General features: G+C 58.4%; 25 protein-coding genes and 2 tRNA genes. 19 read left to right on the forward strand and 8 right to left on the reverse strand.

Going from position 1 to position 23,494, the window contains the following annotated elements; genetic code table 11:
* Positions 1 to 646: 646 nt before the first annotated feature.
* Positions 647 to 1,252 (forward strand): septal ring lytic transglycosylase RlpA family protein, encoded by a 606-nt coding sequence (locus AWB75_RS00720; protein WP_061122166.1) that lies wholly within the window; start codon positions 647 to 649, stop codon positions 1,250 to 1,252.
* A gap of 53 nt (positions 1,253 to 1,305) precedes the next feature.
* On the opposite strand, the gene rsmI is transcribed toward AWB75_RS00720, so the two are convergent.
* Complete coding sequence (rsmI, locus tag AWB75_RS00725) at positions 1,306 to 2,196, reverse strand: 16S rRNA (cytidine(1402)-2'-O)-methyltransferase (RefSeq protein WP_061122424.1); 891 nt, start codon at positions 2,194 to 2,196, stop codon at positions 1,306 to 1,308.
* Here rsmI and AWB75_RS00730 point away from each other — a divergent pair.
* The 8 genes from AWB75_RS00730 (at position 2,195) to AWB75_RS00765 (ending at position 8,301) form a co-directional block, all read left to right on the forward strand.
* Positions 2,195 to 2,641, forward strand: coding sequence for a YraN family protein (locus tag AWB75_RS00730; RefSeq protein WP_061122167.1), 447 nt, complete (start codon positions 2,195 to 2,197; stop codon positions 2,639 to 2,641). The genes rsmI and AWB75_RS00730 overlap by 2 nt on opposite strands.
* Before the next feature lie 105 nt (positions 2,642 to 2,746).
* Positions 2,747 to 3,334, forward strand: coding sequence for a phosphoheptose isomerase (locus tag AWB75_RS00735; RefSeq protein WP_061122168.1), 588 nt, complete (start codon positions 2,747 to 2,749; stop codon positions 3,332 to 3,334).
* A 24-nt stretch (positions 3,335 to 3,358) separates the two neighbouring features.
* Positions 3,359 to 4,156, forward strand: a complete 798-nt coding sequence (locus AWB75_RS00740; RefSeq protein WP_061122169.1) for a BON domain-containing protein — start codon at positions 3,359 to 3,361, stop codon at positions 4,154 to 4,156.
* Positions 4,153 to 4,497 (forward strand): c-type cytochrome, encoded by a 345-nt coding sequence (locus tag AWB75_RS00745; protein WP_061122170.1) that lies wholly within the window; start codon positions 4,153 to 4,155, stop codon positions 4,495 to 4,497. The genes AWB75_RS00740 and AWB75_RS00745 overlap by 4 nt, the downstream gene beginning before the upstream one ends.
* A gap of 67 nt (positions 4,498 to 4,564) precedes the next feature.
* Positions 4,565 to 4,640, forward strand: a tRNA-Ala gene (locus AWB75_RS00750).
* 502 nt (positions 4,641 to 5,142) lie between these two features.
* Positions 5,143 to 6,969, forward strand: coding sequence for a GmrSD restriction endonuclease domain-containing protein (locus tag AWB75_RS00755; RefSeq protein WP_159462759.1), 1,827 nt, complete (start codon positions 5,143 to 5,145; stop codon positions 6,967 to 6,969).
* 33 nt (positions 6,970 to 7,002) lie between these two features.
* Complete coding sequence (locus AWB75_RS00760) at positions 7,003 to 7,449, forward strand: very short patch repair endonuclease (RefSeq protein ID WP_087086438.1); 447 nt, start codon at positions 7,003 to 7,005, stop codon at positions 7,447 to 7,449.
* Positions 7,450 to 7,521: 72 nt separating this feature from the next.
* Positions 7,522 to 8,301, forward strand: a complete 780-nt coding sequence (locus tag AWB75_RS00765) for a GIY-YIG nuclease family protein (RefSeq protein ID WP_061122172.1) — start codon at positions 7,522 to 7,524, stop codon at positions 8,299 to 8,301.
* Between the two features lie 120 nt (positions 8,302 to 8,421).
* Here the strand turns inward: AWB75_RS00765 and AWB75_RS00770 are convergent, their stop codons facing one another.
* Together AWB75_RS00770 and AWB75_RS00780 are read right to left on the reverse strand one after the other, a co-directional pair.
* Positions 8,422 to 9,612, reverse strand: coding sequence for a DNA cytosine methyltransferase (locus AWB75_RS00770; RefSeq protein ID WP_061122173.1), 1,191 nt, complete (start codon positions 9,610 to 9,612; stop codon positions 8,422 to 8,424).
* Between the two features lie 577 nt (positions 9,613 to 10,189).
* A complete protein-coding gene (locus AWB75_RS00780; RefSeq protein ID WP_061122175.1) occupies positions 10,190 to 10,387 on the reverse strand; it encodes a hypothetical protein in 198 nt (65 codons plus the stop codon).
* A 197-nt stretch (positions 10,388 to 10,584) separates the two neighbouring features.
* Here AWB75_RS00780 and AWB75_RS00785 point away from each other — a divergent pair, with 197 nt between their 5' ends.
* The 4 genes from AWB75_RS00785 to AWB75_RS00795 all read left to right on the forward strand — a co-directional run bounded on the left by AWB75_RS00785 (position 10,585) and on the right by AWB75_RS00795 (position 14,654).
* The gene (locus tag AWB75_RS00785) at positions 10,585 to 11,187 is read left to right on the forward strand and encodes a recombinase family protein (RefSeq protein ID WP_061122176.1); all 603 of its coding nucleotides are present in this window, start codon (positions 10,585 to 10,587) and stop codon (positions 11,185 to 11,187) included.
* Between the two features lie 560 nt (positions 11,188 to 11,747).
* Complete coding sequence (locus AWB75_RS00790) at positions 11,748 to 12,710, forward strand: hypothetical protein (RefSeq protein ID WP_061122177.1); 963 nt, start codon at positions 11,748 to 11,750, stop codon at positions 12,708 to 12,710.
* Between the two features lie 752 nt (positions 12,711 to 13,462).
* Positions 13,463 to 14,158: a hypothetical protein gene (locus tag AWB75_RS36860; protein ID WP_143746386.1), complete on the forward strand. Its 696-nt coding sequence runs from the start codon at positions 13,463 to 13,465 to the stop codon at positions 14,156 to 14,158.
* 46 nt (positions 14,159 to 14,204) lie between these two features.
* A complete protein-coding gene (locus tag AWB75_RS00795; protein ID WP_061122178.1) occupies positions 14,205 to 14,654 on the forward strand; it encodes a hypothetical protein in 450 nt (149 codons plus the stop codon).
* A 69-nt stretch (positions 14,655 to 14,723) separates the two neighbouring features.
* On the opposite strand, the gene AWB75_RS00800 is transcribed toward AWB75_RS00795, so the two are convergent.
* Positions 14,724 to 15,707, reverse strand: coding sequence for an integrase (locus tag AWB75_RS00800; protein WP_159462760.1), 984 nt, complete (start codon positions 15,705 to 15,707; stop codon positions 14,724 to 14,726).
* Positions 15,708 to 15,793: 86 nt separating this feature from the next.
* Between AWB75_RS00800 and AWB75_RS00805 the strand changes: the two genes are divergently transcribed.
* Positions 15,794 to 15,869, forward strand: a tRNA-Ala gene (locus AWB75_RS00805).
* A gap of 110 nt (positions 15,870 to 15,979) precedes the next feature.
* Positions 15,980 to 16,387, forward strand: a complete 408-nt coding sequence (locus AWB75_RS00810) for a VOC family protein (protein WP_061122180.1) — start codon at positions 15,980 to 15,982, stop codon at positions 16,385 to 16,387.
* Positions 16,388 to 16,390: 3 nt separating this feature from the next.
* Here the strand turns inward: AWB75_RS00810 and AWB75_RS00815 are convergent, their stop codons facing one another.
* A complete protein-coding gene (locus AWB75_RS00815) occupies positions 16,391 to 16,942 on the reverse strand; it encodes a YaeQ family protein (RefSeq protein ID WP_061122181.1) in 552 nt (183 codons plus the stop codon).
* 233 nt (positions 16,943 to 17,175) lie between these two features.
* Complete coding sequence (sap1, locus tag AWB75_RS00820) at positions 17,176 to 17,520, reverse strand: surface attachment protein Sap1 (RefSeq protein WP_061122182.1); 345 nt, start codon at positions 17,518 to 17,520, stop codon at positions 17,176 to 17,178.
* Between the two features lie 397 nt (positions 17,521 to 17,917).
* Between sap1 and AWB75_RS00825 the strand changes: the two genes are divergently transcribed.
* On the forward strand, positions 17,918 to 18,544 hold the full coding sequence (locus AWB75_RS00825; protein ID WP_061122183.1) for a LysE family translocator: 627 nt from the start codon (positions 17,918 to 17,920) through the stop codon (positions 18,542 to 18,544).
* Positions 18,541 to 19,011, forward strand: coding sequence for an SgcJ/EcaC family oxidoreductase (locus AWB75_RS00830; protein ID WP_061122425.1), 471 nt, complete (start codon positions 18,541 to 18,543; stop codon positions 19,009 to 19,011). Before AWB75_RS00825 ends, AWB75_RS00830 begins: the two co-directional genes overlap by 4 nt.
* Before the next feature lies 1 nt (position 19,012).
* Here the strand turns inward: AWB75_RS00830 and mnmE are convergent, their stop codons facing one another.
* A complete protein-coding gene (gene mnmE / locus AWB75_RS00835; protein WP_061122184.1) occupies positions 19,013 to 20,401 on the reverse strand; it encodes a tRNA uridine-5-carboxymethylaminomethyl(34) synthesis GTPase MnmE in 1,389 nt (462 codons plus the stop codon).
* A gap of 308 nt (positions 20,402 to 20,709) precedes the next feature.
* On the opposite strand from mnmE, the gene AWB75_RS00840 reads away from it, so the two are divergent.
* Both AWB75_RS00840 and AWB75_RS00845 read left to right on the forward strand, forming a co-directional pair.
* Positions 20,710 to 21,126: a transcriptional regulator gene (locus AWB75_RS00840; protein ID WP_061122185.1), complete on the forward strand. Its 417-nt coding sequence runs from the start codon at positions 20,710 to 20,712 to the stop codon at positions 21,124 to 21,126.
* Between the two features lie 190 nt (positions 21,127 to 21,316).
* Positions 21,317 to 21,739: a hypothetical protein gene (locus tag AWB75_RS00845; protein ID WP_143746387.1), complete on the forward strand. Its 423-nt coding sequence runs from the start codon at positions 21,317 to 21,319 to the stop codon at positions 21,737 to 21,739.
* Positions 21,740 to 21,820: 81 nt separating this feature from the next.
* Here the strand turns inward: AWB75_RS00845 and yidC are convergent, their stop codons facing one another.
* Entirely contained in the window at positions 21,821 to 23,491 is a 1,671-nt protein-coding gene (yidC, locus tag AWB75_RS00850; protein ID WP_061122187.1) for a membrane protein insertase YidC, read from the reverse strand.
* Positions 23,492 to 23,494 lie beyond the last annotated feature (3 nt).

A 23,494-nucleotide genomic window follows, 5' to 3' on the forward strand; every position in this document is an offset into this window, starting at 1 on the left:
AGTGGGGCTGTAAAAATGTTCATTGTACCGGTGCGTCGAAAGACGCGACGGCCGCGGCAGTCCGACCCGAATACCATAAAAAACCGGCAATTCTTACGCTCATAGCGAAAATCAATGGCGGATTGCACAGTCTGGCGAGTCGAACCACGGTTTTTTTGTATAATGGCATCACTTGTGCATGGAGCTAACCATGCCGTCAATAGGCGACTGAAGAAACGCTAGTGCGTTTTTACAATCGCCGTCAGTACGCTGTTGGAGGCCAAGAGCCTCGCAATTGCAACTCAAGCACCATCAGTAGGTGCACACGTCTTGTCCGGCCAGACGCCGCGCGTCTGTGAGATGGCCTAGCTGCCATCGCGCCGGATGGGGCCTACGCCGCCGTTCCTGCGCTCAAAGAGATTTTCCAGCGCACGAACGTGATGCCACGTTCGATGGCGGCATGTGGGGTCTGGTCAGGCTGCCGGGGACAGGTTGCGCCAGACGTGAACAATAACCGGGCGTTTGCGGCATGAGTACGCCGCATCCGAGCAGAGTTCGCCGTTCGCTTGACCGAGCGGCGAATTGCTTTGCGCGGAACAGCCTCGAGCAGCCTTGCGCGCGCCAATCTGGTGCGGCGCGGCCGCTCATTTATCGTTGAAACACGTCTATGAAAGCTCGATTTATTCGACATGTCGGGAGCCTGCTAGCAGTTGGCGTGCTGGCGGGTTGCGCCGCGCCGGGTTCGGGCGATGTCGCATCCAATCCTCAGACTACCAACTCCCTCAGCACGGGCGGTGCCCGCTCGACGGCCCCGCTCGCCTTCGATTCGCACCTGTCCTCGCTTCCCGCCGACAAGCCGAGCCAGGCGCAGTCGCTCTCGAACGCAGAGCCGATCACCTCCGGTCCGGACGCCGGCAACTTCGAACAGAAGGGCAAGGCGTCGTGGTATGGCCGCATGTTCCACGGCCGCAAGACCGCGAGCGGCGAGAAGTTCAACATGAACGCGATGACCGCGGCACACCGCACGCTGCCGCTGGCGTCGTGGGTGCGCGTGACGAACGAGTCCAACCACAAGACGGTGGTCGTGAAGATCAACGACCGCGGTCCTTATGTGCACGGACGCGTGATCGATTTGTCGTACGCTGCGGCGGCCGTACTCGGTATGCGCGGCGCCGGCACGCAGAAGGTGAAGATCGAAGGTCTCACGCAGCAGGAAGCGCGTGCAGCGCGTGCAGAGCAGGCTCAGTCGCTCGCCGACGACAGCGTGAACTGAGCCCGCGTTACCCGGCAGTTTCCGTGACGGGCCGTCTCGCGACGGCCCGTTTTCTATTCTTCTTCCGAATCGTCGCGTTTCGCGAGCTTCAGCGCGCGTTCATAAAGCGCGTTGCGCGACGCACCCGTCAAAGTGGCGGCGATGCGCGCCGCGCTCTTCACCGACAACTCCTCCAGCAGCGTCGCCAGCAGCGCATCGTGCGCGTCGTCGGCGTCCTGCTTCTCGGGAGCGCCTTCCACCACCAGAACGAACTCTCCGCGCTGACGATTTGCATCGGCTTCGAGCCACGTTGGCCCTTCGGCCAGGGTGCAGCGATGCAGGCTCTCATGTAACTTCGTCAACTCGCGTGCGATCAGCAGTTGCCGTTCGCCGCCGAACGCCTCGCCCAGCGCGCGCGTCGTCTCGACGATACGATGCGGCGCCTCGTAGAACACCAGCGCCATCGGATGATTCACGAGCGTGCGCAACTGCGCGGCGCGCTGCTTCGATTTGGACGGCAGAAAGCCGACGAACGAGAAGCCGCCGACCCACGCGCCCGCGGCGCTCAGCGCGGTGACGAGCGCGCTCGCGCCCGGCAGCGGAACGACGGGCAGGCCCGCGTCGCGCACGGCATCGACGAGACGCGCGCCGGGATCGGAGATGCCGGGCGTGCCCGCATCGGACACGCAAGCGATGCGCTCGCCGTTCTTCAAATGCCCGATCACGCGTTCGGCCGCGCTGCGTTCGTTGTGCTCGTGCACGGCGATCCACGGCTTCGAGATGCCATAGCGAGCGAGCAGCTGCGCCGTGTTGCGCGTGTCCTCGGCGGCGATGCGATCGACGAGCCCGAGCACATGCAGCGCGCGCACGGTGATGTCGGCCGCGTTGCCGATCGGCGTCGCGACGACATAGAGCGCGCCCGTCGGATAGTGCTGCCCGGCGGCGAGGTCGGAGATCTGAAGCATGAGCGCGGGCGTGGAAGGAAAGATCGTCATTTTGCCACGCGCTTGCGGCGCGCGATCGCGGCCGCTCGTCGACAACTTTTATGGAGGAGCCTTGTCCAAAACGCTCGGCGATGTTTTCGAGACGCATGCGCTCGAGTTTCTGCAGCGGCAGCGCATGCGCTTCGTCGCGCGCAACGTGACGTGTCGCGGCGGCGAGATCGATCTCGTCATGCTCGATGAACGCGGTGCGCTCGTGTTCGTCGAAGTGCGAGCAAGAAAGCGCGGGCGCTTTGCGAATGCCGCTGCGAGCGTGGATGCGAGAAAGCGCGCGCGCCTCGTGCATGCCGCGCAGCATTTTCTCGCGACATGGCGCGGTGCGTTGCCCGCTTGCCGTTTCGATGTCGTCGCGTTCGATGCGGGCCGTATCGAGTGGATGCGCGATGCGTTTCGCGCCGACGAAGCATGAGCGCGGTTCGGCGCATGATGCATGCGGTAAACTGCGCAACAACCGGCGCCTTGAGCGTTCAAGCCACATGCCGCAGCGTATGCCGCGGCCGATGATCGAGAGTCGATGTCAGTCGAACGTATTCAACAGCAATTCCGCGACAGCGCGGCGCTCAAACTCGAAGCACTCGACACGCTGGCGGTTCCGATCGCGGCGGCCGTCGATACGCTCTTCGGCGCGCTCGCGAACGGCAACAAGATTCTCGTTTGCGGCAACGGCGGCTCGGCGGCCGATGCGCAACGCTTTGCCGCGCAGCTGATCGGCCGCTTCGAGCGCGAGCGTCCGGGCTTGCCGGCGATCGCACTGACGGCCGATACGTCGATACTCACGGCCATCGGCAACGACTATGCGTTCGAGCAGATCTTCTCGAATCAGGTCCGCGCGCTCGGGCAGGCGGGCGACGTGCTGCTTGCGGTCAGCACGTCGGGAAACTCGGTCAACGTGCTCGCCGCGATTCAGGAAGCGCACGAACGCGAGATGATCGTGATCGCGCTGTCGGGCAAAGGCGGCGGCGCGATGTCCGACGTGCTTGCCGAAACCGACATCCATATCTGCGTGCCGTCCGATCGCACGGCGCGCATCCAGGAAGTCCATCTGCTGATCATTCACTGTCTTTGCGACGGCATCGATGCGATGCTGCTCGGCGACGACTGAAACTGAAAAGGGGGAACGGAGTTGATGAACAACACACGCGTCAAGGCGACGCTGGCCCAAGCCACGCTCGTGGTGAGCATGTTGTCGGGAGTCGCATTGACGTTGCAGGGCTGCGCGCTCGCGGTCGTCGGCGCGGCGGCAGGCGGCACGTTGATCGCCACGGATCGCCGCACGCTCGGCGCGCAGACCGAAGACCGCGAGATCCAGATCAAGGCGAGCTCGCGGATCAACGAGAATCTGCCCGATACGGCGCATGTCAACGTGACCGTGTTCAACCGGCGCGTGCTGCTGACGGGCGAAGTGCCCGACGAAGCGTCGAAGCAGAAGGCCGAAGCGGTCGTGCGCGACATCAGCAACGTGGGCAGCATCGTCAACGAGCTGGCGATTCAGGGCGCGAGCTCGATTTCATCGCGCGCGAACGACTCGTATCTCGAAGGCCGCGTGAAGACCGCGATGGTGGGCGAGAAGGACTTGCGCGCGAACTACTACAAGGTGGTGTGCGAGCGCGGCGTCGTCTATCTGATGGGACTCGTCACGCAGGACGAAGGCGCGCATGGCGCCGATGTCGCCGCGCGCGTGTCGGGCGTCGAACAGGTCGTGAAGGTCTTCCAGTACATCAAGCCGGAAGAAGCGCAGGCGCTGGAGGCGGCTGCCGCATCCGACGCGAGCGCGGTGTCGGCGGCGAGGGCGCCGGCGCCCGAAGCGACGGTCGGCACAGTGCCTGATTCGGGCGTGAGCTCGCGTCCGCTGGATACGCAGTCGCCCGCACCGGTGAAGAACTCGGACGTGCATCCGGGCAATCCGGCTCCGGCGGCGAAATGAACGTGCTGCGTTTGATGTTTGGCACGGCGATTGTCGCCGCGTCGTTCGGTGCATGCGCGGCAGAGCAGCCGGTGGCATCCGCAAACGCGATGGCGATCGCGCGCAGCAACGCGTGCATGGGCTGTCATGCGATCGATCGCAAGCTCGTGGGGCCGTCGTTTCAGCAGGTCGCCGAGAAGTACAAGGGACAGCCGCAGGCGAGCGCGCAGCTCGAAAAAAAAGTGAAGAACGGCGGCGCGGGCGTATGGGGTCCGATTCCGATGCCCTCGCATCCCAGAATGAATGATGCGGATATCAAGACCGTCGTCGGATGGGTTCTGGCGGGAGCGCCGCAGAAGTGAGCGGCGCGGCATATCGTCGGCAGGCTTGCCTGATGGTGATTGCGCTGTGATACAATTTCGGTTCGTTGGGGGGGTAGCTCAGCTGGGAGAGCGTCGCGTTCGCAATGCGAAGGTCGGGAGTTCGATCCTCCTCCTCTCCACCACCGAATCCTCTTTAAAACCGGTCACTTAGGCCGGTTTTTTTCTTGGAGCTCCGCTTCCGTCATCGTCCGGTCCGCACCCCGCAGGGTGACATCAGGGTGACAGGTGCCTGCCTGTCACGGCCGAGGATGTCATGAGAGTTGTCATTCGGTCAATCCTCCATCCCACACTAGCGCCTTCCAGCGGGCAACTGTTATGCATTTCACGCGGTAGTTGCAGCCGGGGACCTGCTTGCGACGGCGCACGAGCGCCCGTGAGCTTCGACCGTCCGCTGGACAAACGGGTTCGCGAACGTTCACGACTAGTATGACTCTTCCGGCGGCAGACGCTCGGAATGCAGAAGCGTCTCCAGCGATTATGGGTCGGGCCGAGGTCATAAGCGCAATAGATCTGTTCCGGTTAGCTACTCGCGGCGCAATAGACTTGGAAACCGGAGGCGGACGTCGAGACGGGCGCAGGTATAGCGCATACAATCCGATGCTCCTACTACGTCGCGGAAAAAAGATGGCTGCCAATGGTCCCAAAGTGCATCTCGATCACTTGATCAACCGGGAGAATTTGCGCTACCGGGGCAAACGCTCTGACGTCCTCCAAACGGGCGGTGGCGCGGGTCATCGGCCTGATCCGAACATCCGCTTCGACGACATCCGAAACAGTTGGTTTGATAGGCTGCACAAACCCGATTTCCAGCGAGCTACTTGCGCTTGGGAGCCGGCGGCATGTGTCGTTTTTTTGAACTCGGTGATTCGTGGACGGATCATCCCGTCAATCATCCTGTGGCGAAGCAGCGAGAATGGATTGACGTTTGTGCTTGACGGAGCGCACCGGCTATCCGTGCTTCGGGCGTGGATGATCGACGATTGGGGCGATAAGGCCGGTGATTTCTACAAGCATTACGAGAACCTAGAAGAGGTGCTTGCGGCTGCAAAGGCAACCCGAGCACTTGTCAGGGAGAAAGTCGGCCTTTTCACCGACTTCGAGGCCGCCCACGTCGAGTGGAACCGAATCGCTAAGAGCGGAGGCGCACCTCTTAAGGAAATGTCAGAGCGGGACGCCCAGATGGCGATGTTTTACTCTGACATGGTTGACTCTAGCAGGACGCTACACGCGCAATGGGAATTCGGAGACTACGAGGCGGCAGAGGAATCTTTCTTGGCGATCAACCGACAGGGCGTAAGTCTGGACGACGTCGAGCAGCTGCTCATCGAACATCGAAATGGCAGCCTGAGTCGGGTCATTATGAGCATCGCCAGTGCCGGTGCGTCCGGGGCAGCTGAGCGCTATTGGCCCCTGCCACATGACGCAAGTGGCCTAACGCAAGGCGTCCGCGAGACGCTTGTTGGACTGAGTGACCGATGCAACGCGTTGCACCGTCTGCTGTTCGTACCACCGTTTGATGCGAATATCGTTGACATCAATGTTCCTTTCCTAGTAACGCCCAGAAACTTCCGCCCCCATCAGCACCTCATCGAACTGCTGCCACTCCTGACGCGTGGGCCGATTGGCCGCGAGCGTTTTCCGCAGTTGTTAGGCGAGGATACAGGGGCAAGCGCCGAGCAAATCATTGTCAATGGGGACCAGCTGCTGGCCGCGTTGGAGAAAAAGCTCGGTCACCTGGCCGGGAAGAATTCCAATTCCCTTTCACTGTCGGTGGCGCCGCTGCTCTACTGGTACAACCGCAAAGCCGTTTTCGTTCGTGGTCTGTTTTACGGTTGGTGTCACTGGCTGCTGTCTGGCGATGACGAGCAAGTTCGAGATCGGAAACTCGCCTTGTCAGCCGTTCGTGGCGAACTGGAGGAAGTACTTATCCAGTACAAAGAGGAAATTGCAGAGATCACGCACAGAATCGGCGGCGGGTTCAAGTCCGTGTACACAGTGGCCGACCTGCTCCAAAAGCTGGTAGAGACGTTGCTGCTCGGCAGATCCACCGCTATGGCCGCCCGGGACGATAAAATAAGGCAGATCGTCGGAGTAAAGCCCGCCCCTCGCTCAAGAAAAACTGGCGCTAGCCGCGCGTTTTCCAAAGATAGCCAGAAAGAGATCAACGTCCACGCACTCCTGAATTCGACGATCAAGTGCGAGATCTGCGGCGGCGTCGTGGACCTGAAGCAAGGGCTCCAGTATGACCACAAGCACGAGTACGCAAAGGGTGGGCGCAGTGTTGCGGAAAACGGCCGACCGACGCATCCGTTCTGCAACCTCTTCCGAGACCGCATCACCGATTTGCGGAATGGCTCCGCCAGTATCCGCCTGCCAGATATTGCCAGTTCAATAACGGCCAAGCGGCTCCCCGAGCAACTGCATCTTTTCGACTCGTTTCCCGGAGAATGACGGCATGTGAGCCCCATCGAGGAAGCAAGTGTGGTGGATACCGTAGATCAGGCGACCCGCAGCCGGATAATGGCGCGGGTGCGTAGCAAGAACTCGTCGCCGGAAATGGTTGTACGTCGGCTCGTACACAGCGCCGGATACCGGTTCCGCTTGCACCGAAGAGACCTTCCGGGCACGCCCGACCTAGTGTTTCCCGGTCGGAACAAAGTCATATTTGTCCACGGCTGTTTCTGGCACCGCCATGAGGGGTGTGCGCTTGCTCGGATCCCCAAAACGCGCGTCGATTTTTGGACCGCGAAGCTAGACGCAAACAGGGAAAGAGACGAGAGAAGCATCTCCGCGCTTCGAGCGCTGGGGTGGGAGGTCCTCGTACTATGGGAGTGTGAGCTGGTCGATGGTACAAGTTTGCTTCGACGACTCGTCGCTTTCTTGGGCCCCACCACCGCCAGTGCGGCAGGCCGACGAACGCCTCGTTCCTAGTGTTTATATGGATCGTAGGGTAGCATCGCTGCTTTTGCTCTAACCAAACTCGGCAAACCGCTCGGCGTTTACATGCATTCGGCCAAATTCGAAATCGACATAATCAGCGCACTGTCCTCACAATTAGAAGCTGCTTTTGATAAATTGACTGCAGGGCAGCTTGCGCCCGCCCACACCGCCGCTCTCGAAAGCGACCAAGGCATTTACCAGCTTTATCACTCCGGTCTCTTAGTGTACGTTGGAAAGGCCGATAATTTGCGGACGCGGTTAGGCGAGCATTACTTGAAGATTAGCGGCCGGCAAGGGATCGACGTTAACGACATGGGTTTCAAGTGCCTTTATGTTCACGAGAACTGGGTTACGCTCGCCCCGGAAGCGTCAATGATTCGGCACTACAAGGCAAAAGCCTCCGGTGGATGTGAATGGAATGGCAACGGGTTCGGTCCTCATGATCCCGGACGCAATCGGGAACTGACTAATAAGGACCCGGACGGATTCGACACCCGCTATCCGATCAAGGCAGACTGGCCGTGTCATTGGATTGCGCCCGGTGAGTGGAACGTGTTGGATTTGCTGGTGGCGCTCAAGGACCCGAAGAGGCTGCCATATCTTATTCGTTACGAGACTGAACATCTCGGTCGCGACAAGTTCGCACATTTCAGCAAGGGACATCCAGATCACCGGACTGCTAGCGTGACCGTTCCGTCCGTCGATATGCCTGCAGTCGAGCTTCTTAAGTTGATAACGCGAGTTCTACCGGGTTGGCAGTCTACGGCGTTCCCTAGTCACATGATCCTGTACAAAGAGAATCGTGCTTACAAACACGGGACGCTGGTTCACTACCAACCCTAGCGAGTCTTCAATACTCTCAGGTCAATCCAAGAGTTCGGCGTGGTCGCGGTGCGCGTGGCGCGGTACTCCTATCCCGTCACGCACGTGAAGAGGTGGCTGGTTTTCTTGCTTGGACCATGATCAGTGCTGGACTGTTGTCGCCGTTGCCGCTGCTTCTTCAAGAACGTTCGCAACAGACCGAGACACGGCTTCGGCAAGACGAACAGGAACGGCATTCCCTAGTTGTCGCATCGTTTCCGACCACGAACCATGAAATCGGTACGAATCGGGGAATGTTTGAATCCGGGCTGCCTCGCGAACGGTAAAGTAGCGTACGGTTCCGTCAGGATAAGCAAGCATGTTCTCGCCGCCCGGAACTCCATGTACACCGGCCTTCAAGGTTTTTGCTGGTTCATCTAACGGACTCCCAGTGTGCCCCGGGTAGGCTCTAGCACCGCCATTGAAGACATGATTGTGGAACTTGGTGGCTTGTTTGCTTTGCGGATCCGGTAAGTCCGAGATGGAATCGCGCACAGTCTGCCAAGGCATAAGCGGTTCCAACGGAAGTCTGGCGGCAAGCTTCGAGATTCGGGACTGTAGCCTCTGAGGTGGCGCAGGACGGTGCGTCTTCGGTATGCCATGCTTGTCCCAGTAACTGCCAGTGACGTACTTTGCGATCAACAGATCATCTTCCGAATGCGTCGGATCAGGGAATGACCACTCGATACCAAGATCGCTGCGGATACCCACGATGAATACACGCTCACGCTTCTGAGGCACTCCGTAGTCGGCGGCATTCAAAAGTCGAAACAAGATCTTGTACGTTGGCTTACGCTTCGAAGACGAGTGAATTCGCTCAAGGCGCGAAAGATGCTCAGCTTGGCTTTCGTTCTTCTTGATCGGCAAATCGGGGTACGCCAGCTGCAGGGTGACGTACTCGAAGTAACTGGCGAAGCTCTCGCGAAGCAGGCCTTTCACGTTCTCGAAGATGAACGCTTTGGGCTTGACGCGTCTAACAGACTCGATGGCCACTGGGAACATGTCTCGTTCGTCCATGTAACCGCCATGCTTCCCTCCCATTGAGAAAGGCTGGCACGGTGGACCACCCGAAACTACGTCGATCTTGCCTCTGTGAACGTCGTAATTGTAGGTTCGTGCGTCACCTTCGAACAAGTCGAAGCTCTCACCGTGGTCGGAGTAATGCCCCCGGTTCTCTCGGATAGTCTGACATGCGTCGGCATCCCATTCGACAACGGCATCGTGCACGAAGCCCGCTCTGGTGATTCCCATTGCGAGCCCCCCTGCGCCGGCAAAAAGCTCAAGGTTATTCATCTAGTCTGTTTGATTGTTATCCAAGGGCAAGTCGGTTTGCCTATCTCCGCCAAAGCGTCCTTTGCGTCCTGCTCCTCTGGGCTTTTTCGGATCGATGTCCACGTGGCGCAAGACCTCGCGAAAATCGACCTCCCGCTCGGCGAGCAGGGCCATGAGCGTGACGATTACAGCGAGGTGAGCCGGCACGTCCCCTCGCGTAGCGCAGTTAGTCACTGAATTCCGGTTCATCCTTAGCAGCTCTGCGAACTCTCGGACGTTGATCCCGGCTCTGCCAAGTTGCCTTTGGAACTGTTCGTAGGTCATGCAGCATTCTAGGCGGCCGCACGTAGTTTACACATTTTTTTGTTTGCCTTGCACATAAATTTATGTGTCACTCGTCGCTTGATGTGCGAAAGGCGTCCATCCAAGGGTCCGGACTGCTATCCCAAATCTCGGGCGGTTGTCTCTCACTCGCGGGCTCGAACAACCAACAACCGGTCAAGCCTTTAACCCTATCTTTGAAGTCAGTTCCTGCAGCGATAGGGGGGTCTATTTCTGGGCAGCTTCGAAGAAAAAACCAGAGCATCAGCACTTGGAGTCACCGTCGTTCCAAGGCTTGCTTCGCTTGCTTCAATGCTGTCAGGTTGCGATGGAGAGTGAACAGCAAACGTCGTGACGAGGAAGCGTCGAGCCCATCCCTTGTCTGCCGCATAAGCCGGTCCGTCTGAACCTCAATTTCCTGCTGGCACATCTGGATGGCCTTTTCGACTGCACGGAGTTCATATTCGACGCTCATAGGTGCTTCCCGTAAGCCACGGGTCATCGGGCGATGAGCCAAGAGTACACCCCTCCGGTCCCCCTGTAAGGTAGCTCACAAGGTATACAGTGAGAGCCTAGTAAGATTGATGATAGAAACCTAGCTCACAATGTTGACTGTCTTATGAGCTACCTGTACTATTGAGCCACTGAGATTATGAGCTACAGGGAGCCAACATGAGAACCGTCTACTACGGTCGTATCAGCACCACGGAAGGTCAAACCAGCGCCACCCAATACGATGATGCGAAAAGGTGTGGAGTCGATAAACGCAACGTCCATATCGATGAAGGCATCAGCGGATACCACGTAGCTCCTTCTGATCGTCCCGAATGGAAACGGGTCATGGATAAGCTGTCAGAGGGTGGTGTGTTGCATGTTCGTTGGTTGGACCGAATCAGCCGCCGTTACGATGAACTCAGCGCCACCATGCGCCAGCTAATGGAAATGGGCGTGAAGGTCGTTTGTTCGATGAACGGGATGGAGTTTGATGGCACGGCTACTAGCCCCATCGCTAAGGCAACGAGGGATGCTGTGCTGGCCTTCATCGCTGCTCAGGGTGAAGCGGATTACATGAGCCGTAGGGAGCTTCAGAAGCTTGGTATCGAGTCAGCCAAGGCAAGAGGTCAGCAGCTTGGCGCACCACGGAAGGCTGAGGCTGTAGAGGTCCAAGCGTGGCGAGTCGATAACGGAGCCAGCATTGCAGCCACGGCAGCACACTTCGGGCTGTCAGTTGCCACGGTGAAACGGTACTGTGCAGAGGTAGCAGCCCAAGCCTAACGCAGCGCTGTGTCCGCTGATTGATCGAACTTATTAATTCTAAAAGTTTTAATGAAATAAAGCGCCGTGGGGAATCGCCCTTTTCGATAGGCAGACGCAATTCTGTAGGCCTTAAGTCGAACGTGCGGTTAAAGCGATACAGAGTTTTCAGCCCAACCGTTGATTTGCAGGTGGTAACTATATAGCTAGTTGTGTTTGGCCCCCTTTCGTCTGGCGCTGGTTAATGTTCAGAGCAGTTATTCCTCTCGCTTAAAAGCGTGCCCCGCGAACGCCACAAAAAACGTTATTGATCCCAGTCTAGGCACCGAGAGAATATCAAAAGGAGCGTGACGCTTTTTCTAGTTCGTTGCCAAATCCTCTTAAAGGCTGTCGCCCCAGCACTATCCCGATTCAGTTCGCAATATCGGTTGCACAATTTTGCACATATGAGTTTGTACAAAACAAGGTTGTGCAAGAAGGGCTAAACGTGTGCAGCCCTTAGGATTCCTAGGGTTTTTGTGCCTCGCGGAACCGATCTCGTGCAGAATTAACGCCGTTGCAAACCAGACAAGTGGCAGAACATGGAAAGGTCTATACCGAAGCGGGGCGAAAAGAGAAAAGCGTTTGACGAAGCATTGAGAGCGGGACTGGAGCAAATCGATTGGTACTGTAAGCACCACGAGTGGACGATATTCTTGGTTGCCGGGGGACGAGGCGTATGCAAGGTGTGCAACGATGTACGCAACGAAATTACAAATGCGAGGACGACGCAGCGATATCACAACGATCCAGAATACTATGAGTTTCGACGGAAACAAATCAGCGACGCCTTGGCCGCACGTTTGAGTATTCCGGGTCAGCGGGAGGAGATTAATGCGTACTTTCGGAAGCTTCACTCGAAGAAGTCTCAGATCGATCCGCAATACGTTGGACAGAAGCGGGAGTACGGTGCTGCAGTGACTTGGCGGACCAAAGGCAGAAATCTGGCCGAAGGATATTCAGAGCGTACGTTGCCCGCATGGTATTCACGCGAGAAGGAAGCGCTTCAAAAGTTGTATGAACCCCGAGCGTATGATGATCTCTATGAGCGCGATCACCTAATCGCGAGGAACCACAAAAAAGTCACGGGGCTGCACTGCTGGGCAAACGTTGTCGTAGTTTTCAAGAAATGGAACCGATGGAAAGGGAGCAAGTTCGACGTAACCAACGATAACAATCGCTGGCACCGCCCCGCTAATCGACATTCCGGAGGGGCTTTTGATCCTAATCCAACCTTGGACGAGCAAAAGTTAATACGGAAGCTTTGGACCGAGGAAGGGATAGCGATCGAAGACAGCCTCAGAATCCTCAGGGATTCTTTAGATCAACTAGCCCGTACCTACGAGGAACACGTTAGTAAGATCTTCGGTATGAAACTTCCGGTTGATCCTGCTTGGTATGAACGTTGTAACCGACCCGAGGGAATCCCTCTTGAAGCCTTCAAAGGTTTTGATGAAGAGCCGGCCGAGAAGGCTATGCATGCATTTCTGCGCATTTTAAACTAGAAAATACCAATCAGTCTGAGGAAGCTGCGGAGGACGACGAGTAGGAATCGATGACGAGGAAACCTGGGCCTCACATCGACATTCGCTATCATGTATTGCATGACTGCCACGTCTTAGTCCGAGTATTTGCTTACCTGACAGATGTTTTCACCCTTTTCTGAGAACCTCTTGGTGAAACTAGGATCGCATCTGATTCGTCTGACAACTGTTTTCGTTAATCCGAATCCATTAAGGTGTCATCGTATACGCCTGCCTTAAAGACTATCTTTGCTTGGTCAATGAAAGCTTAAACCTACAGCGCATCTCTTACTAGACCTGTGTCCTTCCATCTATCTGACGACCACTTCAGCTTATAGAGAGTCCTTATACATCTACCATCGTTTGTTTATACGGTAATAGTTTTACCCTTATAGCGATCTCTGGTCATGTATATGATTCCGTGGATGCCTAGGTCTCCAAATACGTGGAATCCACGGGAAAAGTGGGGCCAGCGGGTTCAGGCATCCACGAGGCCAACGCAACGGCCTAAGGTCTGTGAATTTCTTTACCGGTCTTACTTCTTCCGTCGGCACAGAAGCTACTTTCCTAGTCTTCGCTACTGAAGTGTCACCAGGTCTTTAATTCTATAGGCAAAATCCCGCTCAGCCTTAGTCGGTAAGGGTCCGCGCTTTTCAAAACTGGTGGAATACACCACATTTTGCCCAATATGGTCGGCTCGTAGAGAGACCGTCACAGTAGAAGTTGCGCTGAAAATGAAGAATGACGATGAAGAACTAACTGCGGTCAGAAGCGCAGTACAGGAATCTCCCTATCTGCCACAGATGTCGTGGCTCATATCAGACCAAGAGGATTTACCGAAGTACGTTGCAATCGACGGAAGCTATCGGGTAGTTCCTAAGGAACGTCTAAGGTCTGCTGGATGGAAAGTCACGAAGAAGACTCTTCCGGTAGTTCAGAAGGTTCCCGATACTTGGCTCGATACGCATACTGGGGAGATAGTCACTAAAACACAGGCACGAAAACACAAAATACGCCTTCCTGAACTGAGGTCGGTCTCCGACAAATTTATTGACACACATATCAGGATCGGCGATTGTCCCCCTAAGGAACGCCCGTTCGTGGCATACCTTCTAGCAATGCGAAACCGTCGCGGTGGATTGACCGCTGGATTAGATGCTGTCATTGATCGTTGGATCGCCTTTGCGTATCCCGGTCTATTATCAAATCACAAGGCACGCAAGAGAAAGGAACTTAAGGGCATCATCGAGAAACGACGGCTGATGGTCAACGATTTGACGATGGCCCGTGACCTGCAAATTCTGAATCCTGCAATCACGAAACAGGACATATTGGAAGAGGCGGCGCGGGTCTTTTCCGTTTTGCCTGTCCGGGGTAAAACTCATAGTGCAATCGGTATCTCTGCAACCATCACGAACGGGGGCGATTGAGCGCAGGAACGGGGCAAGTGGCAACCCTGCACTATCCGCAACGATCATGAGCCAGATGAAGAAACAGCACACTCGGCGGCGGGAGCTGATAAGCCGATATGGACGCGTCACAAATTGGCATGCAAGTCTGCGGGAGCATGCGGACAGACCTCGGGGTCGACCTCCAGCGAGAGAGAGCCGCGCGACCGTTCTGATCGAAGGGGAATTCACAGAGCCGGTTGGCGGGGTCACCCGATTCCTGATTCAAGTCTCGCCAGCTGAGAAGCCGGAACTGGGGAATGCCGAAGTACCCAACGTCGGCGTGTTCATATCGGTCAAACCCGAGTTTCAGGGTGTCGTTGATATGACGGATGGCCGTTTCCACGAGTTGTTGACCCTAGCCGCATCGAACCGCTTGGCTTGGTGCCATTTCGCATTTACGACCCCGTATCGCCGGTCTGCGTTTATCGTCAGTATTGACTTCACCACTCAGCCGCCCGACGACGAGACCCAATGAGGCACAACCCCATCAAATTTCGCCGCTGGGCCGCCAGAGGCGCTGTGACTATGGGCAAACTTCTGATCGTCAGCCGAGCTTCATCGCCAATTCGCCCGCGTCGATTGACACGTACCGCTGCAGCATGTTCGCCGTTGTGTGTCCGGATATGGCTCGAAGTTCCAGAACCGAAAGTCCCTGCTTCGCCAGCCTTGTAAGTGCATCGTGCCTCAGGTCGTGGAACGTGAAGTCGGTGATACCGGCACGGGTAACCGCCCGTTCATAGGCTTGCTTTAAGGCCTCTACGGAAACAGGAAAGACGTTTCCATCAACGCTGCGCGGTAGCGTATTCAGCATCCCGACGCACTGAGGCGACAATGGAATTCGCCTCGGTTGGCCTGTCTTCGTCACATGCAGCATTGCCGTGCGGTGCGACAAGTCCACGTCGTTCCATCGCAATGCGAGGATTTCTCCGCGCCGAGCAGCGGTTTCCAAGGCAAAGACGACGACCGGCTTGATCCATGGGTTCCGGCATTCATTGCAGGAGGAAACAAGGGCGGTCCTTTCTGATGTGGTCAGCACACGGTCACGGGGTTTTCCGGCAGGTGGCTTCCTTATCAGGCTGACGGGGTTCTTGGAAATCGGAACGCCCCACTCGCGGTTTGCCATCGTGAAAACGTGCCCAAGGAGTTGGAGTTCCCGCAATGCCGTTCCAGAGGAGACCTCGCTCACGCGGGAATCCCGCCACGACGCGATCATCTGCGGTGTGATTGTCGCAATTGCGTGCTTTGCTAGCCCGAGCTTCTTGAGCGTCTCAATTCTGTAAGCTTCGGCCCGGCTTCCCCGCTTGCCGCTACTGACTTCCTTCGCGTATCGGTCGAGGAGTTCTCCGAGGGTCGTCCGGCGGTCTCGAACGGTGGTGTCGATCCACTCTCCAGCGTCGATAAGGCGTTCCTGCAGCCGTGCCCATTTCTCCGCATCTTTCTTGAGGGTGAACGTTTTCGATTGGGTCGGGTAGCCACTGCGTTTCACGATCGCCTGCCAGCGGTCGTTGCGTTGTCGAATGGTTGCCATCACTTCTCCAAGGGTGACAGCGGGGTGACAAACCATAGTGACGAATGGGGGGCATCTGATGCTAACCCCTTGATCTAACGGCAGTTGGGGGGGTAGCTCAGCTGGGAGAGCGTCGCGTTCGCAATGCGAAGGTCGGGAGTTCGATCCTCCTCCTCTCCACCACCGAATCCGAAGGGCCTGGCTTAACCGCCGGGCCCTTTTCATTTCCTCACTCACCCGCCGCTCCCCACCATCGCGCTAAACTAACCCTCACATCGAACGCGAGGTCGACGATGCATTTCAACATCCGCGAAATAGATCACGTCGTGATTCGCTGCGCCGATCTCGACAACATGGTGCACTTCTATCGCACCGCACTGGGCTGTCCGGTCGAGAAGGAGCAGCGCGATCTCGGCCTCGTGCAGATGCGCGCCGGCCGCTCGCTGATCGACCTGCTGGCCGTTGGTGCGAAGATCGATCGACCGGAAAGCGGCGCGCCCGGCGCGGGCCGCAACATGGACCATCTGTGCATTCGCGTCGAACCGTTCGATGCCGATGCGTTGCGCGCGCATCTCGAACAGCATGGCGCGGGCATCGGCGAAGAAGCGCGGCGTTACGGCGCCGAAGGCTTCGGCCCGTCGCTTTATCTGTTCGATCCCGAGGGCAACATGATCGAACTCAAAGGACCGCCCGAAGCCTGAAACTCATGCAGCGCCGGTCTTGAGCACGTTCCAGCGAATCGCAACGGGATCGACGCGCTCGCTGCTCAGCGACGCGTCGCCGTCCTGCATCATCAACTGCAGACGCATCGTCCGTTCGGCCAGCTTGCCGAGCGCTTCGGCGACACCCTCTTCCAGCGACCAGACCGTCACGTTCTGCAAGCGCTCGACTTTGCCCCTCACGCCCTGCCACCAGATGTCCGCTGTCCTGCCGGCATAAGCGATGACGATCACGCGGTCCGAGCGGCCGCTCGCTTTCGAGATGCGCCGCTCGTCGGGCTGGCCGACTTCGATCCATGTCTCGATCTGTCCGGTGAGATCCTTTTGCCAGAGGTCGGGCTCGTCGGTATCGGACAGGCCTTTGCAGAACTCCAGGCGCTCGTCCGCGAAGAGACCGAATGCGGCGACGCGCACCATCATCCGTTCGTCGGTCTCCGATGGATGACGCGCGATGGTCAGGGAATGATCGCCATAGTAGTGGCGATCCATATCGGCAACCTGGAGGTCCGCCTTGTAGATCGTGGATTTGAGAGCCATTCAGCATCGGACGCCGGATTTTTCGGCCGGCGGAGAAGGATTGTCGATATGCACGACGACGTCGCGCGAAAGCGACATTGTGCGTCGAATCGATGCTGATTTGGAAGACGGCGAGGCGAACTCGTCCTCGCGGGCGCGCATTTCTGCCGACCACAAATTCTCGGCTAAATCAAATCACCGGCACGATTCAAATCGCGCCGGATCGCTGATTTATCGAATTCGCAGAAAACCGCTTATTGATCGATGAAACGATCGGTGGTCCACATGCCTTGCGTATCGCTATTTGAGGCGTTGACGAATTCGACGTCATGCCCAACCACGCGAATCACGCGAAAATGCGATTCGACCGGAGTCGAGATGCATTCGAAACCCTCGAAAAACTGCTGCATCTTCTGATGCTCGCCCGCTCTCGCGTGCTGGTCGGCCGAATCGAACTTGTCCTTGGACAAGCAGCCATACGAGTTGGGCCGGAAGGTGAACGTCTGCTGCGGCTGAACGACGTTGTCCTGAGCTTGCGCCGCGGACACGACTGCGAACAAACCCATCACCGCGAAAAGAGCACTGGCGCGTTTCTGCATGTATAGCCTCCAAACGAAATCGTTTTGAAATTAGCTATGTATTTAAAAGCGAATGACCGCAAGACTCATGCTAATTGAGAGCGTCGAACTTGCAAGCATATGTTGTTTGCGATCGCAACACGTCAGAATGTCGCAGGCTTCTTAAATCAGGGCAGCGAACGTCGCATGGAACGAAAAATATCGAAAAGGCGCTGGAAAGGCAGTCAAAGCTCACGCATGAATGACTATGCGTGCGGCAATTTACCTCTCGACGCCGTTTGGTGCACTGCATTAGTGGTGCATGCGTGAAGTCCCACGTATCCGTGAACGGGTGCGTAACGTCAAGCTGGCTGAACGGCCTATTGCCATGCTCGCGCGTTCATGGATAAATCGACGCATCGAACCAAGGAGTCCCAGCATGACCCTCGCTCAATGGCTGCCGTTCGCGATTGCGTCGGCGATTCTAGTCGCGATTCCCGGCCCCACTGTGTTGCTCGTCGTGTCCTACGCGCTCGGCCACGGCCGCAAATACGCATTCGCGACGACAGTCGGCGTCGCGCTCGGCGATGCCACCGCAATGACCGCATCGATGCTCGGGCTGGGCGTGCTGCTGGCGGCATCGGCCGAACTGTTCATGATGGTGAAATGGATCGGCGCGGCTTATCTCATCTATCTCGGCTTCAAACTGTGGCGCGCGCCGGTCGTCGATACGGACGCCGTGCAGCCCGCCGGCGACTTGCGAACGGGCCGGATCATGGCGCATGCCTATGCCGTCACGACGCTGAATCCGAAGAGCATCATTTTCTTCGTCGCGTTCCTGCCGCAATTCGTCGACCCACACGCGGCGAGCGTGTCGCAGATCGCGATTCTGGAAGCGACCTTCGTCGGGCTCGCGACAGCCAATGCGTTCGCGTACGCGCTGCTCGCGTCCGGCGCGCGCAAGGCAATCCGCAAACCTTCGGTGCAGCGTGCGGTCAACCGCACGGGCGGCGCGCTCCTCATGGGCGCGGGCGTCTTCGCCGCGGCATGGAAGAAGGCGGCATGAGCACGCCCGCCGATTGGACCGCCAGCGCGCGGCGCGTCTACTTCGGCCTGCTGGACGACTGGAACAGGCAGGACGCGGCCGCGATGGCGGCGCGCTTCACAGATCGCGGGAGCCTCGTTGGTTTCGATGGCAGCGTCATCGACGGGCGCACGTGCATCGAAGCGCACCTCCGGCCGATCTTCGCCGGGCATCCGACACCGCGTTTCGTGGCAAAGGTCCGCGAAGTGAGGCGCATGGCGAAGGGGCAGACGCTATTGTTGCGTGCCGTCGCGGGCATGTGGCCGCGCGGCGCGACCGCGCTCGAACCGAGTTTGAACGCAATTCAGACAATCGTGCTGTCGCTCTGCGATGGCGCGTATCGGATCGAGATGTTTCAGAACACGCCAGCGGCGTTTCACGGTCGGCCGGAGGAAGTCGAGAAGCTCAGCGCGGAGTTGCGCGAGGTCGGCAAGCCCGCGGGCGCGTAGCCTATTTTCCGATGCAGAAGCGGCTGAAGATCACGCCCAACAGATCATCGGATGTGAACTCGCCAGTGATCGCGTTGAGATTGTCTTGCGCGAGCCGCAACTCCTCCGCGAACAGATCGAGCGCCTGCGAGCGCTGATCCGCGTGTTCCGCCGCCAGTGCGAGGTGATCGCGCGATTCGCGCAACGCGATCAGATGACGTTCGCGCGCGAGATACACGCTTTCCGCACCCGCCTGCCAGCCGGCGATCTTCAGAAGCTCGTCGCGCAATAGCGAGATTCCGTCGCCGGTCTTGGCAGACAGATTCACTTCACGCGCTCGACTCGCGCCGTCGCGCACGACGGCCGGTGCGCCCGCGAGATCCGTCTTGTTCATCACCCGTACGACCGGCACGCCCGCCGGGAAGCGCGCCGCGATGGCGTGATCCTCGGGCGTCACGCCTTCGCGGGCATCGAGAAGATGCAGCACGACGTCGGCGCGCTCGATCTCACCCCACGTGCGCTCGATGCCGATGCGCTCCACTTCGTCCTGTGTATCGCGCAGCCCTGCGGTATCGATGATATGCAGCGGAATGCCTTCGACCTGAATCGTCTGCGCGACTTTGTCACGCGTCGTGCCGGCAATCGGCGTGACAATCGCGAGTTCCGCGCCCGCGAGCGCGTTGAGCAGCGACGATTTGCCTACGTTCGGCTGGCCCGCGAGCACCACGGACAAGCCTTCGCGCAAGAGCGCGCCTTGACGTGCATCGGCGAGAACCGTGTCGAGCCGCTCGCGGATGCGTGCGAGCTTGCCGCGGGCGTCCGCTGCTTCGAGGAAGTCGATTTCTTCCTCGGGAAAATCCAGCGTCGCCTCGACGAGCATGCGCAGATTGATCACATCCTCGACGAGCGCGTGAATCTCGCGCGAGAACGCGCCTTCCAGCGAGCGGCCGGCCGAGCGCGCCGCCGCTTCCGTGCTCGCTTCGATCAGATCGGCGACCGCTTCCGCCTGTGCGAGATCCAGCTTGTCATTGAGAAAAGCGCGCCGCGTGAATTCGCCAGGTTCGGCGAGGCGCAGATCGAAATCGCGGCCGGTTTCGAGGGCGCGTTGCAGAACCAGTTGCAGCACGATCGGGCCGCCATGTCCCTGTAGCTCCAGCACGTGCTCGCCCGTATAGGAATTGGGCGCGGGAAAGTAAAGGGCGATACCGCGATCGAGCGCTTCGCCATTGCCGTCCACGAACGGTACATAACTCGCATGCCGCGGCGCGAGCGCCTGCCCGCACAACGCCTGCATGGCTTTCTGCGCGGCGGCCTCGCCCGAACGGCCGAACGACAGACGCACCACACCGATGCCGCCGCGTCCCGGCGCGGTAGCGATCGCGGCGATCGGATCGGTGTCGTTGCTCAGCATGAGGGAAGTGGGAGTGGATGTTTTAAGAGTGCCGGCATTGTATCGCGGAGCCCGCATTGCACTCGCGCGCTGGTGCGAACCGGGCACATGCGTTATCTTTTTTGGGATAGACGTGCGTAGTCGGACCGAGAGTCAAATTTCATGGCAAAAGTGCGTAGAAGCCCACTAGAAGCCAAGCTAAGAGGAGAATTTGCTGCTCGAACGCAGCGAACACGCGCACTTAATCAAGATAAATAATGTCATGTTCTCGTAAAAAGTAACGTAACCGGTTGCTTTATAAGCGGCAATTGCCTTGCACAATCCAGTCCATGCCTACCCCACAAGAAAAAGCCGATTTCTCCGAGCGGCTAAAATTCTCGATGACTCGCGCACCCGAACGCATGCGCGGCGCGACCGATCTCGCACTGCATTTCAACCTGCGCTACGAAGGGGAGTCGGTTTCGCCGCAGACCGCGCACAAATGGCTCACCGCGCGCTCGATTCCGACCGTCGACAAACTGAAGACGCTCGCGGAATGGTTCAAGGTCGATCAGCACTGGCTGCATTACGGGCCGCCGCCGAGCGGTAATCCGCAAGTGACACCGAAACCGCTTACCCGCGATGAGCAGTATCCGGCGTCGGACGAGACGCTCGAATTGGCGACGAAAATCGAAGCGCTGTCGCCGCATCATCGCTATTTGCTCGAGGAGCTCGTCGAGCAGTTCTATGGAGCGATGACGCGGTGAGCAGTCGATACGCGCGTTCGGGCGACTTCTCGTGCATTTGGGATAAATCGTAGGTCGTTGGCGAAACTACGCTAACGCGCTGATTCGCCGATTTTCTTGCACTCGTTCAAGTCAGTGCGCCAAGCGCGCGCTTTGGTTTCCAAGCGCACGCTTGGCCAGCGATGAGATGCCGTCCCTGAAACTGAGCGCCATGTCTGCCTACATCAATAAAGCTCGTTTTGCTGCGCGTCTCGTGCGCGCGCTCGAGGACGCCGCACCCGACATCAAAAGGCGGCTTCGCATCGCATCGTTTGATCCGCGAAAGCCGGCTGACTTGGCGCGTGCCTGGAGCCTTTGCTTCGACGAGACGATTTCGGACACCACAGCTGAGAACTGGTTGGGCGCCCGCTATCTGCCTAACCCGGCAAACATGCGTCGGCTGGCTCAGCTAACGGGCAAGTCGGTTGAATGGCTCGTCGGGCAAAGCGCCGATCGAGAGGAGCAACATGCCTATCCGGAGGCGGCGCAAGTACCCGCTCCGTATGAGGCAGGCACCTTTGCGGACAGAGAGAGACAAAGAAAAGCCGCCGTAAAGGAACTGCTCATCCGCGCGCTGAGAGAACTGGGCGATTGAAGCAAAGAGATAGCACCGCCTGAAAACAAAACGCCCGGCAAGCCGGGCGTTTCCACATTCAGATCAAACCAGACGCAGCGCTCAAGCCGCCTTCGTCTTTCCCTTGCCCATCATGCGCGTGATGTAGTACTGCTGCGCGATCGACAGCACGTTGTTCACCACGTAATACAGCACGAGACCAGCGGGGAAGAAGAAGAACATGACCGAGAACGCGATCGGCATGAACATCATCATCTTTGCCTGAACGGGATCGGGCGGCGTCGGGTTCAGCTTGGTCTGCACGAACATCGATACGGCCATCAGCACCGGCAGGATGAAGTACGGGTCCTGCTGCGACAGATCGTGAATCCAGAGAATCCACGGCGCGCCGCGCATTTCCACCGACGATAGCAGCACCCAGTACAGCGAGATGAACACCGGAATCTGCACGACCACCGGCAGACAGCCGCCGAACGGATTGACCTTTTCGGTCTTGTACAACTCCATCAGCGCGGCATTCATCTTCTGCGGATCGCTCTTCAGGCGCTCGCGGATCTGCTGCATGCGCGGCGTGATTTCCTTCATACGCGCCATCGACTTGTAGCTCGCCGCGGACAGCGGGAAGAACACGGCCTTGATCAACACCGTGAGGAGCACGATCGCCCAGCCCCAGTTGCCCACATAGCCGTGAATCTTTTCGAGCAGCCAGAAGAGCGGCTTGGCGATGATCGTCACCATGCCGTAGTCCTTCACGAGCTCCAGACCCGGCGCGATGCCTTCGAGCATGCGCTCTTCTTCCGGACCGGCGAAGAGACGCGCATCGACATTCACGCTTTGTCCCGGTGCGATGGTCTGCGCCGGCAGCGTGACGCCCACGCGATAGAGATCGGGATCGATCTTCTGCACATAGATGTCGCGCTTCACGCCCTGCTGCGGAATCCACGCCGACGCGAAGTAATGCTGCACCATCGCGATCCAGCCGTTGTCGGAGGAAGGTTCGAACGATGCCTTGTTCTTGTCGATGTCGGAGAAATCGATCTTCTGGAAGTGCTTCTGTTCCGTATAGACCGCCGGCCCGATGAATGTATGCGAGAAGCGCGGCGTCTCGACCGGCGTGTTGTCGCGCACGAGCTCCATGTAGAGCTTCGGCGAGACCGGCGCGGCACCGACGTTTTCGATCTTCGTGTCGACGTTGATCACATAGCTGCCGCGCGTGAACGTGTAAGTCTTGACGACCTTCACGCCACCCTTCGCCGGCGATTCGAACGCGATCTTCAGCGTCTTTTCATTGCCCGTCAGCGACGTCTGGCCGGGCACCGGCGTGAAGATGTCGTTGTGGTTCGGGAAGTCGCCGCCGAGCAGGCCCGTGCGCGCGAGGTAGGTATGGTTCGCCGTGTGATCGAACAGCGTGATGTACAGGTCGGGCTGCTTGCCGTCGCCTTCCTTCATCAGCGAAAGCTTCGAAAGCGTGCCGCCGCGCGTGTCGATCTCACCCGAGTACACGTCCGTCGTGAACTTGACGAGTTGAGCCTGCGCCGTGGCGGGCGGCGTCGTCGAGCCGGGAGCGGCGGCGCCGGCCGGCGCGTTGGGTAGCTCGGAAGGCTGCGCGCCGGATGCGGCCGAACCCGGTGCGGGGTTGCTGGCGGTCTTGGCCGGCTGCGTCGCGCTCGGGAAGAACATCGACGGGCGCCCGTGGTCGCGTTGCCAGTTGTCGAACAGCAGGACAACTGACACGAAGAAGATGACCCATAGGACGGTGCGTTTGATATCCATGCG

It is taken from the genome of Caballeronia catudaia (genome assembly GCF_001544755.2).
Lineage (GTDB): Bacteria > Pseudomonadota > Gammaproteobacteria > Burkholderiales > Burkholderiaceae > Caballeronia > Caballeronia catudaia.